We start from the raw sequence: 16,416 nt of genomic DNA, 5'->3' as shown, positions 1-16,416 counted from the left end.
ATTCGGCATTAGTGCTTAACTGCCTGATGGCGCTGCGCTTATCAGGCCTACTTATCCCCGTAGGCCGGATAAGGCGTTTTCGCCGCCATCCGGCAGTGGAGCGTATACCTGTACTCATTAACCGTAACGAAACTCCACGCCAAAGGTACCGCGTGGGTACTCCCATTTTTCCAGCGCCGTATCAAGTCCGAGAATTCGACACGTTCCGCACTCCAGGCATCCGGCATAATCAAAGCGCACGCTGCCGTCATCCTGCTTTTTGTATAACCCGGCCGGACAGGCTTTGATCAACACTTCCAGCACCTGCTTATCCGGCGCGGTTTTCATGATGATGTGCGGATGCTCTTCATCGACATTGAATTTGTTGACGCCCAGCTTGACGTCTACGTTGACGGGAGAAGTCATAATACGGTCACTCCTTTAATGCCATCCTTCATCAGGTTGATGAAGCCCACTTTCTTCGCATGGCGCAGGATCGTCTTACGCATCGGCACCGGCGCACTACCATCGACGGTAAAGAGGTCACGGGCGATACCAACAACCATTTCCGGGTAGCGGGTGAACATGCGCGGGTTATCGAGGAACGCCGGCAACCGCTGGTACATACGCATATCGCGCATCGGACCGTTGTCGAGATGCTGGCGATATTCCGCCAGCCCCTGACGGCTAAAGTCGTTGCTTTGCATGGCGGAAAGCACCGTTTTCGCCGCCGCTTCACCTGCTGCCACCGCGAGATCCATCCCGCGAATCGTGAAGCCGAGATTCATACACATACCCGCCGCGTCGCCCGCAATCAGCACGCCGTCGCCCACCAGCTCAGGCTGCATGTTCATCCCTGCTTCCGGCACCACGTGTGCCGCGTACTCCACCAGCTTGCCACCCGCGATCAGCGGGGCAACGGCCGGATGCTGTTTAAAATCTTCCAGCATTTGCGGGACCGATTTTTTCGCCTCTTTCAGATGATGAAGCCCGCATACCAGCCCCAGTGACAGGGTGTTTTCGTTGGTATACAGGAAGCCACCGCCCATCAGGCCATCCGTGGGCGATCCCGCGAACAGACAGGCCGCCCCTTCGTTACCCTGCAACTGGAAGCGATCTTCAATCACCGATTTCGGCAGTTCGATCAGCTCTTTCACGCCGACCGCCACGTGCGAGGCCTCAACGCGTTTTGCCATTCCCAGTTTTTCCGCCAGCAGGGAGTTGACGCCATCGGCTAGGATCACCACTTTCGATTCGATGATGTCGCCGTCCGCTTCTACACCAACGACTTTGCCATCGCGCTGCACGACGTTATCCACGCGGATCCCGGTGATCAACTGCGCGCCCGCCTCTTCCGCCTGCTCCATCAGCCAGGCGTCAAATTTACTGCGCAACACCGAATAAGAGACCTGCGACGGGCCAGCCTTTTCACCGTTGAGATAGTCCACGGTCATCGCCCCGTTATCGGTCATAAAGGCGAGCTTTTCATGGGTAATGACCCGTTCAACAGGGGCCTGCTGAGCAAAGCCTGGAAGAATGCGCTCCAGACTGTGAGCATAGATGCGCCCACCGGTGACATTCTTCGCGCCAGCGGAATTTCCGCGCTCGATAACCAACACCTGGGCCCCTTCGCGGGCGAGCACCAGGGCCGCGACGGAACCGGCAAGCCCCGCGCCCACGATGATGGCATCAAAGATATCTTCGGACATACGTACTCCCTGCCTGAATGGTTTAGCGTGCCAGTGCGGTCGTCAGCGCGGGCAGGATTTTCAGCGCATCGCCGACAATGCCGTAATCCGCGTACTGAAATATCGGCGCATTTTTGTCTTTGTTGATGGCAAAAATAGTCTGCGCGCCGTTTGCCCCCACCATGTGCTGGATCTGCCCGGAGATCCCCACCGCCAGGTACAATTCCGGCTTGAGCATCAGATTCGAGATCCCGACATAGCGCTCATGCTCCATCCACTTCTCGTTTTCGGCGACCGGACGCGAGCAGGCCAGCTCCGCGCCAATGGCCTGACACAGCGCTTGCGCCAGTGAGATATTCTCTTTGCTGCCGATACCGCGTCCCACGCTGACCACCAGCCGGGCTTTATCGAGATCAACGCTGTTACTCTGACGTGGCTGCGTGGCAGTGCGCGTGACGGTAATTTCCGGCGCCTGCCAGGCTACGCTGTGCGTCTCGCCGCTGCGGGTCGCATCAGGCTGTTGCGCCTCAAAAGTGCCGCTGCTGAGCGTCAGTACCGCAAACGGCGTGGAGAGCGTCTCTTCGCCCATCGCCAGGCCGCCATACACCATGTGTTTGACCGTCGCCCGGCCATCCTGCTGCGTCACGGTGCTGGCATCATTAGAAACCGCTGCGGCAAGGCGATAGCCCAGTTTTGCCGCCAGCAGTTTGCCGCGACGGGTGTTGGGCAGCAGCAACAGGCCAGAATCACCCTGATGACGAACGGTCTGTGCCATCACGTCCGCATAATCTTCCACCATACGATCGTCCGGCTTGCCGCTCAGTTGCCAGACGTGATGTGCGCCCAACTGAATGGCCGTGGTTGCCTCATCGGCGCTTTGCACAAATGCGTTAATCTGTTCACCTAAAATCTGCGCGCCGCTCATCAGTTCCGGCAGGCGAGACACGGTATCGCTGAATACCCAGACGCTGGAAAACTTGCTCATAACATCCCCTTCTTAATTAATGATTTTGCGCAGACTATCGGCAAACGCAGCGATCTGTTCTTCACCATCGCCTTCAATCACAATGCGCTGGCGCTCACGTTGTTTCGGTGCGGCCACCGTTTGCGTGGACCAGGCATCCCCGGCGCTAAAGCCAATGTCCGTCGCTGACCAGACCTGAACCGGTTTTTTCGCCGCCCCCAGAATGGCTTTCATCGATGGTATTTGTGGAGAGTTAATATCGGTGGAAACGGCCACGACCGCCGGCAGCGGAATGCTCAGCGTTTCAATTTCATCTTCCAGTTCACGTTCAACGGTCAGCGTACTTTCCGTCAGTGAGAGGATCTTGCTCACGCCGTTGATGGCGGGAATGTTCAGCGTTTCGCCTACCAGCAGGCTGACCTGCTGGGCGTAGAGATCGGAGGAACCATCGCCGCAGAGAATCAGATCAAAACCCGACTTTTGCGCGGCAGCAGCCAGCGCTGCGGCGGTTTGCTGTGGCAATGCCTGCTCGAACCGATCGTCAATGACGACCACCAGTTCGTCCGGGCCGCGGGAGAGGACATCCTTACGCCCTTTCGCGTTGGTTAATGCCTTGCCGCCCACGCTCAGGGCGATCACCTGCGCGTCGCTGGCCTGCTGTTTCAGTTGGCAGGCCGCTTCTATCGCATTCAGGTCGTACTGGCTGATTTTGCCATCTGCTTTGCTGAAATCTAATGAACCATCTGCGTGATTGACGACAATATCCTGTTCATCAGGTACGCACTTGTAGCAAGTAATTATCTTCATTGCATCTCCAGAAATCATGAAGGAAACGTATATATATCGGCGGTGTTAAATACAGATATCACGCTCTTTAATTCGGAAATAAAACCATAATCGCCAATATTGAAAATGTCACACACTGATATTCGCAACTTTCAATATTGTTAAGCACCTCACCAATATTGAAATCCGGCGTCCAAAAGAAATATTTTCAATATTGCCTGGCAGATCACCAATATTGAACGCCAAACGGTGAAAAACCCAACAAACCAGAATATAACACAATGATAAATATACATTTTCAAAGGCTGTTCGCACCAAAACACCCCAAACAAAAAGTGTGACGAAGATTACAGAATGCCGCAAAACGAATACCCATTATGAGTTACTCGCCAACGCGTCCTGAGGTTAAACGGGTATCAACAAATATTTAATAAAAATAAACAAAAATAAAACAAACGGGAACGCTAAATAAATTTCGTTTTCAACCTGGAATTCACTCATGAAAAATGAAAAGAGAAAGTCTGGAATTGAGCCAAAGGTTTTTTTCCCGCCGCTAATAATCGTCGGAATACTTTGCTGGCTAACGGTACGCGATCTCGATGCCGCAAATGTCGTTATTAATGCCGTCTTTAGTTATGTCACCAATGTCTGGGGATGGGCATTTGAGTGGTATATGGTCATTATGCTCATCGGCTGGTTCTGGCTGGTTTTTGGTCCCTACGCGAAAAAGAAATTAGGTGACGAGAAACCGGAGTTCAGCACCGCCAGCTGGATCTTCATGATGTTCGCCTCCTGTACTTCTGCCGCCGTGCTGTTCTGGGGATCGATAGAGATTTACTACTACATCTCCACGCCGCCGTTTGGCCTGGAACCTAACTCCACCGGAGCGAAAGAGATTGGCCTCGCTTACAGCCTGTTTCACTGGGGACCGCTGCCATGGGCGACTTATAGCTTCCTCTCCGTGGCCTTCGCCTACTTCTTCTTTGTGCGCAAGATGGACGTCATTCGTCCCAGCTCCACGCTGGTGCCGCTGGTCGGCGAAAAGCACGCCAAAGGTCTGTTAGGCACCATCATTGATAACTTCTATCTGGTCGCACTGATCTTCGCGATGGGCACCAGCCTTGGGCTGGCGACGCCGCTGGTCACCGAATGTATGCAGTACCTGTTTGGTATCCCGCACACGCTGCAACTGGATGCGATCATCATTACCTGCTGGATCATTCTTAACGCCATTTGCGTGGCCTGCGGCTTGCAAAAAGGGGTCAGGATCGCCAGTGACGTGCGCAGCTATCTGAGCTTCCTGATGCTCGGCTGGGTGTTCATCGTCAGCGGCGCCAGCTTCATTATGAACTACTTCACCGACTCCGTCGGGACGCTGCTGATGTATCTGCCGCGCATGCTGTTCTACACCGACCCGATCGCCAAAGGCGGTTTCCCACAGGGCTGGACGGTCTTCTACTGGGCGTGGTGGGTGATTTACGCCATTCAGATGAGCATCTTCCTGGCGCGTATCTCTCGCGGTCGTACCGTGCGTGAACTGTGCTTTGGCATGGTGCTGGGCCTGACCGCCTCCACCTGGATCCTGTGGACGGTACTGGGCAGTAACACTCTGCTGTTGATGGATAAAAACATCATCAACATCCCGCAACTGATTGCCGATCACGGCGTGCCGCGCGCGATTATCGAAACCTGGGCCGCCCTGCCGCTCAGCACCGCCACGATGTGGGGATTCTTTATTCTCTGCTTTATTGCCACCGTTACGCTGATCAACGCCTGCTCTTACACCCTGGCAATGTCGACCTGTCGTGAAGTGCGCGATGGCGAAGAGCCGCCGTTACTGGTGCGTATCGGCTGGTCGATATTGGTCGGCGTGATTGGCATCGTGCTGCTGGCACTCGGCGGCCTGAAGCCAATACAAACCGCGATTATCGCCGGGGGCTGCCCGCTGTTCTTCGTCAACATTATGGTGACGCTCTCCTTTATCAAAGACGCCAAAGTGCACTGGAAAGATAAATAAACCTAATTACCCCATGACATAGAGGTTAGAAGATGGATTTCAATTTCAATGATGAGCAGGAACTGTTTGTCGCCGGTATTCGTGAACTGATGGCCAGTGAGAACTGGGAAGCCTATTTTGCCGAATGCGATCGCGACAGCGTGTATCCGGAGCGTTTCGTGAAAGCGCTGGCGGACATGGGCATCGATAGCCTGCTGATCCCGGAAGAACATGGCGGCCTGGAAGCCGGATTCGTCACCGTGGCTGCCGTCTGGATGGAACTGGGACGCCTCGGTGCGCCTACGTACGTGCTGTATCAGCTGCCGGGCGGGTTTAATACCTTCCTGCGCGAAGGCACCCAGGAGCAGATCGATAAAATCATGGCGTTCCAGGGAACCGGGAAACAAATGTGGAACTCCGCCATCACCGAACCGGGAGCGGGATCGGATGTTGGTAGTCTGAAAACCACTTATACCCGCAAAAATGGTAAGGTTTATCTTAATGGTAGTAAGTGTTTTATCACCAGTAGCGCCTACACCCCTTATATCGTGGTGATGGCAAGAGACGGCGCTTCCCCGGATAAACCTGTCTATACCGAATGGTTTGTCGACATGAGTAAACCCGGCATCAAGGTCAACAAACTTGAGAAGTTGGGTCTGCGCATGGACAGCTGCTGTGAAATCAACTTTGACGATGTCGAGCTGGACGAAAAAGACATGTTCGGTCGGGAAGGTAACGGCTTTAACCGCGTAAAAGAAGAGTTCGACCACGAGCGTTTCCTGGTAGCCCTCACCAACTACGGTACAGCAATGTGCGCCTTTGAAGATGCGGCGCGCTACGCCAACCAGCGCGTGCAGTTTGGCGAAACGATCGGTCGTTTCCAGTTGATCCAGGAGAAGTTCGCCCATATGGCGATCAAATTAAACTCCATGAAAAACATGCTGTTAGAAGCGGCATGGAAAGCCGACAACGGTACCATCACCTCGGGTGATGCGGCGATGTGTAAATACTTCTGCGCCAACGCGGCGTTTGAAGTCGTGGACACCTCCATGCAGGTTCTCGGTGGTGTTGGGATTGCGGGTAACCACCGCATCACCCGCTTCTGGCGTGACCTACGCGTTGACCGCGTATCCGGCGGCTCTGACGAAATGCAGATCCTGACGCTCGGTCGTGCCGTGCTGAAACAATACCGTTAAGACAGCGACATGCCCGGTGGCGCTGCGCTTACCGGGCCAATGCTTTGCGTCTTATCAGGCCTACAAATTTATCAGGAGCATTTTATGGATCGTCTACCAATGCCTGCTTTTGGGCCGCTTGCCGGGCTGCGGGTTGTCTTCTCCGGGATCGAAATCGCCGGGCCGTTCGCCGGTCAGATGTTTGCCGAGTGGGGCGCCGAAGTTATCTGGATTGAGAACGTCGCCTGGGCCGATACCATCCGTGTTCAGCCAAACTATCCGCAGCTGTCGCGGCGTAATTTGCACGCGCTCTCGCTGAATATTTTTAAAGATGAAGGTCGGGAAGCGTTTCTGAAACTGATGGAAACCACCGATATCTTCATTGAAGCCAGTAAAGGTCCGGCGTTTGCCCGTCGTGGAATTACCGATGAGGTCCTGTGGCAACATAACCCGAAACTGGTTATCGCTCACCTGTCCGGCTTCGGCCAGTACGGTACCGAGGAGTACACCAACCTTCCGGCCTATAACACCATCGCTCAGGCCTTCAGCGGTTACCTGATCCAAAACGGCGACGTTGATCAGCCGATGCCCGCGTTCCCCTACACCGCCGACTACTTCTCCGGCATGACGGCCACCACGGCCGCGCTGGCGGCACTGCATAAGGTGCGGGAAACCGGCAAAGGCGAAAGTATCGATGTGGCGATGTACGAAGTGATGCTGCGCATGGGTCAGTATTTCATGATGGATTACTTCAACGGCGGTGAAATTTGCCCGCGCATGACCAAAGGTAAAGACCCCTATTACGCCGGTTGTGGGCTGTATAAATGCGCCGACGGTTACATCGTGATGGAGCTGGTCGGGATTACCCAGGTCACCGAATGCTTTAAAGACATCGGTCTGGCGCACATTCTCGGTACGCCGGAAGTGCCGGAAGGAACACAACTGATTCACCGCGTCGAGTGCCCGTACGGACCGCTGGTCGAAGAAAAACTGGATGCGTGGCTGGCCGCACACACCATCGAGGAAGTGCAGGCGCGTTTCGCCGAGCTGAATATCGCCTGCGCCAAAGTGCTGACCATTCCGGAGCTGGAAGGCAATCCGCAGTACGTTGCCCGCGAATCCATTACCCAGTGGCAAACGATGGATGGCCGCACCTGCAAAGGGCCAAACGTCATGCCGAAATTCAAAAACAATCCGGGGAAAATCTGGCGCGGCATGCCGTCGCACGGCATGGACACTGCCGCCATTCTGAAAAATATCGGTTACAACGACGCAGACATTAAGGAACTGGTCAGTAAGGGTCTGGCCAAAGTTGAGAACTAAATGCGAAATGCTGACCGGCTCGCCCGGTTAGCACAACGCCTGTGAAAATGGACAGGAGTGCAATGGATATCGTTGGCGGACAACACTTACGCCAGATGTGGGACGATCTGGCCGAAGTTTATGGCAGTAAAACAGCGCTGATTTGCGAATCCAGCGAAGGGGACGTGCGCCAGTACAGCTACGCCTCGCTTAACGAGGAAATCAATCGGACGGCAAACCTTTTCCACTCGTTGGGCATTCGCAAAGGTGATAAGGTCGCCCTGCATCTGGATAACTGCCCGGAGTTTTTCTTTTGCTGGTTCGGGCTGGCGAAAATTGGCGCGGTCATGGTACCGATCAATGCCCGTCTGCTGCGTGAAGAAAGCGCGTGGATCCTGCAAAACAGTGACGTTCAGTTGCTGGTAACCAGCGCCGCTTTTTATCCGATGTATCGGCAGATCCAACAGGCAAAGACGACGCCGCTTAGCCATATCTGCCTGATTGGTGAGGCGTTGCCGATCGCTGATGGCGTAAGCCATTTCACGACGCTGAAGGATCAGCAGCCGACGACATTGCGCTATACCCCACCGTTGTCCACGGACGACATGGCCGAGATCCTGTTTACCTCCGGCACCACTTCCCGCCCTAAAGGCGTGGTGATCACCCATTACAACCTGCGTTTTTCCGGCTACTACTCGTCGTGGCAATGCGCCCTGCGTGATGACGATGTTTACCTGACGGTCATGCCTGCGTTTCACATCGACTGTCAGTGCACTGCCGCCATGGCCGCCTTCTCGGCGGGCGCAACCTTTGTGCTGATAGAGAAATACAGCGCCCGCGCTTTCTGGGGACAAGTGCGTAAATACCGCGCGACCGTCACGGAATGCATCCCGATGATGATCAGAACGCTGATGGTTCAACCCGTATCACCGCTGGACAGAGAGCACTGTTTACGGGAAGTGATGTATTACCTCAACCTGTCAGTGCAGGAAAAAGATGCATTTGTTGAACGCTTCGGTGTGCGTCTGCTGACCTCTTACGGCATGACGGAAACCATTGTCGGCATCATCGGCGATCGCCCCGGTGATAAGCGACGCTGGCCCTCTATTGGACGTCCCGGCTTTTGTTACGAAGCAGAAATTCGCGATGAGCAAAACCGTGCGCTGCCCGCCGGTGAAATTGGGGAAATCTGTATTAAGGGCGTGCCGGGTAAAACGATTTTCAAAGAGTACTACGGCAGGCCGGATGCCACCGCCAAAGCGCTCGAGCCGAACGGCTGGCTGCATACCGGTGATTCCGGCTATCGCGACGAAGACGGTTTTTTCTATTTTGTCGATCGCCGCTGCAACATGATTAAACGAGGGGGAGAAAACGTCTCCTGCGTGGAGCTGGAAAATATTATTTCGGCACACCCCAAAATTCAGGACATCGTCGTTATTGGAATTAACGATTCAATTCGTGACGAAGCGATAAAAGCCTTTGTAGTTCTCAACGAGGGTGAAACGCTCAGTGAAGAAGAGTTTTTCAGCTTCTGCGAAAAAAATATGGCGAAATTTAAAGTCCCTTCAATTATGGAGATTAGAACCGACCTGCCGCGAAATTGTTCAGGAAAAATAATCAAAAAAAACCTGAAATAACCCTACAGGCAGGAATAACCCCTGCCAGACATCCTATTTTTGGAGATGAACCATGAGTGAATCTTTACATTTAACCCGCAACGGATCGATTCTGGAAATTATATTGGATCGACCAAAAGCAAATGCGATCGATGCCAAAACCAGTTTCCAGATGGGTGAGGTTTTTCTTAATTTTCGTGACGATCCCGAACTGCGCGTGGCGATTGTCACCGGCGCAGGCGAGAAGTTTTTTTCCGCCGGTTGGGATTTAAAAGCCGCGGCGGAAGGTGAAGCACCAGACGCCGATTTTGGCCCCGGCGGATTCGCTGGCCTGACTGAAATCTTCAATCTCGACAAACCGGTGATCGCTGCCGTCAATGGCTATGCATTCGGCGGTGGCTTTGAACTGGCGCTGGCCGCAGACTTTATTGTCTGTGCCGATAACGCCAGCTTTGCCCTCCCTGAAGCCAAACTCGGCATCGTACCGGACAGCGGCGGCGTCCTGCGTCTGCCGAAAATACTGCCCCCGGCCATCGTCAATGAAATGATCATGACCGGCAGACGCATGGATGCAGATGAAGCGCAGCGCTGGGGGATCGTCAATCGCGTGGTCAGCCAGCAGGAACTGATGGACAGCGCGCGTGAACTGGCACAACAGCTGGTGAACAGCGCACCACTGGCCATCGCCGCGCTGAAAGAGATTTACCGCACAACCAGTGAAATGCCGGTGGAAGAGGCTTATCGTTTCATCCGCAGCGGCGTGCTGAAACACTATCCGTCCGTACTGCACACTGAAGATGCGCTCGAAGGGCCGCAGGCGTTTGCTGAAAAACGCGATCCGGTCTGGAAAGGACGCTAATGCCTTATGGTGCTGCGCTTATCAGGCCTACGCAGGCCCGAATGTCTGCACGCTTGCGTAGGCCGGATAAGGCGTTTACGCCGCCATCCGGCAAAAAACAATTGAGGAATGCCGATGAGTTTTTACGCCTTTGAAGGCTTAATTCCCGTGGTTCATCCCGAGGCGTATGTGCATCCCAGCGCAGTACTGATTGGCGATGTCATCGTAGGGGCTGGCGTATACGTCGGTCCACTCGCCTCACTGCGCGGGGACTATGGCCGCTTAATCCTTGAAGCGGGCTCCAACCTTCAGGATGGCTGCATCATGCATGGCTACTGCGATACGGACACGGTGGTACGCGAGAATGGACACATCGGACACGGTGCTATCCTGCACGGTTGCGTGATAGGCCGGGACGCACTGGTCGGCATGAACAGCGTGATCATGGACGGTGCGGTGATCGGCGACGAAAGCATTGTCGCCGCCATGAGTTTCGTCAAAGCCGGATTTACTGGCGACGCACGACAGTTGCTGGTCGGCACGCCAGCCCGCGTTATGCGTGAGGTCAGCGAACAGGAACTGCACTGGAAGCGGCTGAATACGAAGGAATATCAGGATCTCGCCGTACGCTGTCGGGCATCGCTACGGGAAACGTCGCCATTAACGGCGGTTGAAGCAAACCGGCCGCGCCTGAAGGGCACAACGGAGGTGAAGCCTAAATCGGCCATGTAATCATGCCGGATGGCGGCGCAAGGCACCATCCGGCAAAACCGAACTTATCGACGCATACTTTTTGACAACATCATCTGCCATTTTTGCTCGCGGTTTAGTTCTGATGGCGGCACCGCCGACATCCGCGGCGATTTGCTGACCATCTTCACCTGCGCGCTATGCCCAAGGCGGGCATACAGCTGTGGATCAATATGCGTCACTCTGACCAGGCGCTGACACTGACATCCACGACCTTCCAGTTGATTAGGGATAGTCTTAGTCTCGCAATTAATCTCCCCAACCTCAGCGAGAATATAAGAGACGGTATTGATCGCTTTGCAGTGATCCATATTAAAGTGCTTCGCGATCTCTTTCGCACTTACCCAACGCTTTTCTGCCATCACCCAATCGGCAATTAACAGATAAAGCGGCTTTTCAACATATTTTTCACACATAAGCACACCATTTCACAAATTAAAAATCTTGTTATGCCCTGTCCGTAAAAATACAAAACAAGACCCTATTTAAATTGTGGGATTCAATGATAGTAAGCAACTTAGCGGCGCATTAGTGTGAGCCAAATCTTGCTTGTTACAATGAAATTTGTCCTGTTGCGCAATATATCTCCAGGAATGAACTGAGTGCATAAAAAAACGGCTCCGTTTCCGGAGCCGTTTTTAAAACCGGGGCAAATGATGCCGCCGCTTATTTTTTAATTTGCGCGTGCATTTCCTGAACGGAGATGACTTTCTCTGTTGCATCGGCATTCAGCGCCATCGCGGTGGCAAAGCCGCCGTTCAGCGTGGTGTCGTAGTGCACTTTGTATTGTAGTGCGCTACGGCGAATCACCCTGGAGTCTTCAATGGCGCGACGCCCTGCGGTGGTGTTGATGATGTAGGTGTATTCGCCATTCTTGATACGGTCCTGAATGTGCGGACGACCTTCATGCACCTTGTTCACCAGGCGTGGGTTGATACCTGCTTCACCCAGCACAATCGCGGTACCGTGGGTGGCGTCCAGTTCAAAGCCCTGCTTCAGCAGTTTCGCCGCCAGGTCAACCACGCGCTCTTTGTCGCCTTCACGTACGGAGAGCAGCGCTCGGCCCTGTTTTTTCATGGTAGAACTGCTGCCCAGTTGCGCCTTGGCGAACGCTTCCGCAAAGGTACGCCCCACGCCCATCACTTCCCCGGTGGAGCGCATTTCTGGCCCTAACAGCGGGTCGACGCCTGGGAATTTGTTGAACGGCAGCACCACTTCTTTCACCGAGTAGTACGGCGGGATAATTTCTTTGGTCACGCCCTGTTCGGTCAGCGATTTACCGGCCATCACACGCGCCGCCACTTTCGCCAGCGGTACGCCGGTCGCTTTAGAGACGAACGGTACGGTACGCGCCGCACGTGGATTCACTTCAATCAGGTAGACTTCGTTATCTTTCACTGCAAACTGGACGTTCATCAGACCGCGAACCTGCAGTTCGAAGGCCAGTTTCTGTACCTGCTGGCGCATCACATCCTGAATTTCCTGGCTCAGCGTGTAGGCCGGCAGAGAACAGGCAGAGTCACCCGAATGGACGCCCGCTTGTTCGATGTGTTCCATGATGCCGCCAATCAGCACCATTTCGCCGTCGCAGATGGCGTCAACGTCCACTTCAACCGCGTCATCCAGGAAGCGGTCGAGCAGAACCGGCGCGTCGTTGGAAACGCTAACGGCGGTCTGGAAGTAGCGGCGCAGATCAGCTTCGTCGTAGACAATTTCCATCGCCCGGCCGCCCAGCACGTAGGACGGACGCACCACCAGCGGGTAACCAATCTCTTTCGCTTTTTCGACAGCCTGTTCGATGGCTGTCACGGTGGCGTTGGCCGGTTGTTTCAGCTTCAGACGGTCCACCGCATGCTGGAAACGCTCACGGTCTTCTGCGCGGTCAATTGCGTCCGGGCTGGTACCAATAACCGGTACGCCTGCTGCTTCCAGCGCACGCGCCAGTTTCAGCGGAGTCTGGCCGCCGTACTGCACGATCACGCCCTTCGGCTTCTCAATGCGCACGATTTCCAGCACATCTTCCAGCGTGACCGGCTCAAAGTAGAGGCGATCGGAAGTGTCATAGTCAGTAGAGACCGTTTCCGGGTTACAGTTGACCATGATGGTTTCGTAACCGTCTTCGCGCAGCGCCAGAGAAGCATGTACGCAGCAGTAGTCAAATTCGATCCCCTGGCCGATACGGTTTGGACCGCCGCCAAGCACCATGATTTTGTCGCGGTCAACGGACGGGTTCGCCTCGCACTCATCTTCATACGTGGAGTACATGTAGGCGGTATCGGTGGCGAATTCTGCCGCGCAGGTGTCCACACGCTTGTAGACCGGGTGCAGATTGTACTGGTCGCGCAGTTTGCGAACTTCCGCTTCACGGACACCGGCCAGTTTAGCCAGACGCGCATCGGCGAAGCCTTTGCGTTTCAGCTGGCGCAGGAAGTCTGGAGTCAGGCCGTTAATGCCCAGCTCTGCCACTTTCTCTTCCAGACGCACCAGCTCTTCAATTTGAACCAGGAACCAGCGGTCAATGTTGGTCAGGTTGAACACGCCGTCAACGGAGAGGCCCGCACGGAAGGCATCGGCGATATACCAGATACGCTCAGCGCCCGCGTCTTTCAGTTCGCGGCGGATTTTCGTCAGCGCTTCCGGGTCATCCAGGCTCACTTTCGGGTCAAAGCCGGTGGCGCCCACTTCCAGACCGCGCAGCGCTTTTTGCAGAGATTCCTGCTGGCTGCGGCCAATCGCCATCACTTCGCCGACCGATTTCATCTGGGTCGTCAGACGATCGTTAGCACCAACGAATTTTTCGAAGTTAAAGCGTGGGATTTTAGTGACCACGTAGTCGATGGACGGTTCGAACGATGCCGGGGTACGACCGCCAGTGATGTCATTCATCAGCTCATCAAGGGTGTAACCCACCGCCAGTTTCGCCGCCACTTTCGCAATCGGGAAGCCGGTGGCTTTTGACGCCAGCGCGGAGGAACGGGATACGCGCGGGTTCATTTCGATCACAATCAGGCGACCGTTTTTCGGGTTCACCGCGAACTGCACGTTTGAACCGCCGGTTTCTACGCCGATTTCACGCAGTACCGCCATCGAGGCGTTACGCATGATTTGATATTCTTTGTCGGTCAGCGTCTGGGCCGGTGCCACAGTGATGGAGTCACCGGTGTGAATGCCCATGGCGTCGAAGTTCTCAATAGAGCAGACGATGATGCAGTTGTCGTTTTTATCACGCACCACTTCCATCTCGTACTCTTTCCAGCCAATCAGCGATTCATCAATCAGCAGCTCGTTGGTTGGGGAGAGATCCAGACCGCGAGTACAAATTTCTTCAAACTCTTCGCGGTTGTAGGCGATACCGCCGCCGGTGCCGCCCATGGTAAAGGACGGGCGGATGATGCACGGATAGCCGACGTCAGCCGCTACCGCCAGCGCCTCTTCCATCGTATGGGCAATGCCCGAACGCGCGGTGTCGAGACCGATTTTCTTCATCGCGATATCGAAGCGACGACGGTCTTCGGCTTTATCAATCGCATCGGCGGTCGCACCAATCATGGTCACACCGAATTCGGCCAGCACGCCCTGGCGCTCCAGTTCCAGCGCACAGTTCAGCGCCGTCTGACCGCCCATGGTCGGCAGCACCGCGTCCGGGCGCTCTTTCTCAATAATCTTGCGCACGACCTCCCAGTGAATCGGCTCGATGTAGGTCGCATCGGCCATTTCCGGGTCGGTCATGATGGTCGCGGGGTTGGAGTTCACCAGAATGACGCGGTACCCCTCTTCACGCAGCGCTTTACACGCCTGCGCGCCGGAGTAGTCAAACTCACACGCCTGACCGATAACAATCGGACCCGCGCCCAGAATCAGGATACTTTTTATGTCTGTACGTTTTGGCATGGCTCTCTTAACTCCTGATTATTTCGCGGACTGACGGTAAAGCTCAATTAACTCGATAAAGTGGTCGAACAATGGCGCGGCATCGTGAGGACCCGGGCTCGCTTCCGGGTGGCCCTGGAAGCTGAATGCCGGTTTGTCGGTGCGATGAATCCCTTGCAGGGTGCCATCGAACAGCGATTTGTGGGTCACGCGCAGATTGGCCGGCATGGACGCTTCATCCACCGCAAAGCCGTGGTTCTGGGCCGTAATCATCACCGTATTGTTGTCGATATCTTTGACCGGATGGTTACCACCGTGGTGACCGAATTTCATCTTCACGGTTTTTGCCCCACTCGCCAGCGCCAGCAGCTGATGGCCTAAGCAGATGCCAAACACCGGAATATCGGTCTCGAGGAATTTCTGAATTGCGTCGATAGCGTAATCGCATGGCGCCGGGTCACCAGGGCCGTTCGACAGGAAGATCCCGTCCGGATTCATCTTCAGCACATCTTCTGCCGACGTTTTTGCCGGGACAACCGTCAGGCGACAGCCTCTGTCCACCAGCATGCGCAGAATGTTGCGCTTGGCGCCAAAGTCATAGGCGACAACATGGAACGGCAGTTCGTCTTCTTTCTTTGCTTCCGGCAGGTCGCCCGCCAGCGTCCAGCTCCCCTGGGTCCAGCTGTAAGATTCCGTGGTGGTCACTTCTTTGGCAAGATCCATGCCGTTCAGGCCCGGGAAGGCTTTCGCTTTTTCCAGCGCCAGCGCCGCATCCGGGTTATCGCCCGCGATAATGCAACCGTTTTGCGCCCCTTTCTCGCGCAGCAGACGCGTCAGCTTACGGGTATCGATATCGGCAATCGCCACAATGTTATGGCGTTTCAGGTAAGAAGAGAGGTCTTCGGTATTGCGGAAGTTGCTCGCAATCAGCGGCAGGTCACGAATGACAAGGCCTTGCGCATGGACCTGGGAGGATTCTTCATCGGCGGCATTGGTGCCGACATTACCGATATGGGGATAAGTAAGAGTAACGATTTGGCGGGAATAGGAAGGATCAGTGAGGATTTCTTGATAACCGGTCATTGAAGTATTGAAAACGACTTCCCCAACCGCCGAACCTGTTGCCCCTATGGCCCGACCGTGAAACTGGGTTCCGTCTTCCAGAACCAATAGCGCTGACTTAATCAAAACACCCTCCAGAGAATATTCACTCACTTTATTTGCATATTAATGCATTCGCATAGCATGAATCAATGCAAATTTGCTTACCCGTGGATTTCTGGCAAACGGCGGCATTCTGGAGATAAGGCAGGCAAAAGTCAACTTAAAGGCGGTATTTTTTATATTCTTTTGCGACTCAGGATGAAATCAACGGATTTAACAGGCAAAAAGATCAGCTAACCCTGGCAGGAAAACGCTTGCGTGAACAATTATGCGTAGAAAATAGTCTCA

General features: G+C 54.6%; 13 protein-coding genes and 2 pseudogenes. 8 read left to right on the top strand and 7 right to left on the bottom strand.

Annotated elements, in window-relative coordinates; genetic code table 11:
• Positions 1-19: 19 nt before the first annotated feature.
• A pseudogene (locus AOY24_RS25630) lies at positions 20-121 on the top strand (hypothetical protein); the annotation flags it as partial.
• Here the strand turns inward: AOY24_RS25630 and fixX are convergent.
• From fixX to AOY24_RS07705, 4 genes are read right to left on the bottom strand one after another with little or no spacing between them, the layout of a single operon-like run.
• Positions 118-405, bottom strand: a complete 288-nt coding sequence (fixX, locus tag AOY24_RS07720) for a ferredoxin-like protein FixX (RefSeq protein ID WP_042997977.1) — start codon at positions 403-405, stop codon at positions 118-120. The pseudogene AOY24_RS25630 and the gene fixX overlap by 4 nt on opposite strands.
• Positions 402-1,688 (bottom strand): FAD-dependent oxidoreductase, encoded by a 1,287-nt coding sequence (locus tag AOY24_RS07715; RefSeq protein ID WP_044267384.1) that lies wholly within the window; start codon positions 1,686-1,688, stop codon positions 402-404. Before AOY24_RS07715 ends, fixX begins: the two co-directional genes overlap by 4 nt.
• 22 nt (positions 1,689-1,710) lie before the next feature.
• On the bottom strand, positions 1,711-2,652 hold the full coding sequence (locus tag AOY24_RS07710) for an electron transfer flavoprotein subunit alpha/FixB family protein (RefSeq protein WP_042997979.1): 942 nt from the start codon (positions 2,650-2,652) through the stop codon (positions 1,711-1,713).
• A gap of 12 nt (positions 2,653-2,664) precedes the next feature.
• Positions 2,665-3,438 (bottom strand): electron transfer flavoprotein FixA, encoded by a 774-nt coding sequence (locus tag AOY24_RS07705; protein ID WP_054176438.1) that lies wholly within the window; start codon positions 3,436-3,438, stop codon positions 2,665-2,667.
• Positions 3,439-3,916: 478 nt separating this feature from the next.
• Between AOY24_RS07705 and caiT the strand changes: the two genes are divergently transcribed.
• The 7 genes and pseudogenes from caiT (at position 3,917) to caiE (ending at position 11,076) form a co-directional block, all read left to right on the top strand.
• Positions 3,917-5,434: an L-carnitine/gamma-butyrobetaine antiporter gene (gene caiT / locus AOY24_RS07700; protein ID WP_044255575.1), complete on the top strand. Its 1,518-nt coding sequence runs from the start codon at positions 3,917-3,919 to the stop codon at positions 5,432-5,434.
• A gap of 32 nt (positions 5,435-5,466) precedes the next feature.
• The gene (caiA, locus tag AOY24_RS07695; RefSeq protein WP_042997982.1) at positions 5,467-6,609 is read left to right on the top strand and encodes a crotonobetainyl-CoA dehydrogenase; all 1,143 of its coding nucleotides are present in this window, start codon (positions 5,467-5,469) and stop codon (positions 6,607-6,609) included.
• 84 nt (positions 6,610-6,693) lie between these two features.
• Positions 6,694-7,911: an L-carnitine CoA-transferase gene (gene caiB, locus AOY24_RS07690; protein ID WP_044255581.1), complete on the top strand. Its 1,218-nt coding sequence runs from the start codon at positions 6,694-6,696 to the stop codon at positions 7,909-7,911.
• Positions 7,912-7,973: 62 nt separating this feature from the next.
• Positions 7,974-9,527 (top strand): crotonobetaine/carnitine-CoA ligase, encoded by a 1,554-nt coding sequence (gene caiC, locus AOY24_RS07685; protein WP_054176437.1) that lies wholly within the window; start codon positions 7,974-7,976, stop codon positions 9,525-9,527.
• Between the two features lie 52 nt (positions 9,528-9,579).
• Entirely contained in the window at positions 9,580-10,365 is a 786-nt protein-coding gene (caiD, locus tag AOY24_RS07680; RefSeq protein WP_054176436.1) for a crotonobetainyl-CoA hydratase, read from the top strand.
• Positions 10,362-10,499 (top strand): annotated as a pseudogene (locus tag AOY24_RS25625) (hypothetical protein); the annotation flags it as partial. The gene caiD and the pseudogene AOY24_RS25625, both read left to right, overlap by 4 nt.
• Positions 10,480-11,076: a carnitine operon protein CaiE gene (gene caiE, locus AOY24_RS07675; RefSeq protein WP_054176435.1), complete on the top strand. Its 597-nt coding sequence runs from the start codon at positions 10,480-10,482 to the stop codon at positions 11,074-11,076. The pseudogene AOY24_RS25625 and the gene caiE, both read left to right, overlap by 20 nt.
• Positions 11,077-11,120: 44 nt before the next feature.
• Here the strand turns inward: caiE and caiF are convergent, their stop codons facing one another.
• From caiF to carA, 3 genes are all read right to left on the bottom strand, one after another.
• Entirely contained in the window at positions 11,121-11,510 is a 390-nt protein-coding gene (caiF, locus tag AOY24_RS07670; protein ID WP_042997987.1) for a carnitine metabolism transcriptional regulator CaiF, read from the bottom strand.
• Between the two features lie 250 nt (positions 11,511-11,760).
• Positions 11,761-14,985, bottom strand: coding sequence for a carbamoyl-phosphate synthase large subunit (gene carB, locus AOY24_RS07665; RefSeq protein ID WP_044255587.1), 3,225 nt, complete (start codon positions 14,983-14,985; stop codon positions 11,761-11,763).
• An 18-nt stretch (positions 14,986-15,003) separates the two neighbouring features.
• The gene (gene carA, locus AOY24_RS07660) at positions 15,004-16,152 is read right to left on the bottom strand and encodes a glutamine-hydrolyzing carbamoyl-phosphate synthase small subunit (RefSeq protein WP_044255590.1); all 1,149 of its coding nucleotides are present in this window, start codon (positions 16,150-16,152) and stop codon (positions 15,004-15,006) included.
• Positions 16,153-16,416 lie beyond the last annotated feature (264 nt).

Source organism: Citrobacter sp. CtB7.12, assembly GCF_001297795.1.
GTDB classification, from domain to species: domain Bacteria; phylum Pseudomonadota; class Gammaproteobacteria; order Enterobacterales; family Enterobacteriaceae; genus Citrobacter_A; species Citrobacter_A amalonaticus.
The sequence above is the reverse complement of the archived record's forward strand: the minus strand, read 5'-3'. Positions and strand labels throughout refer to the sequence as shown.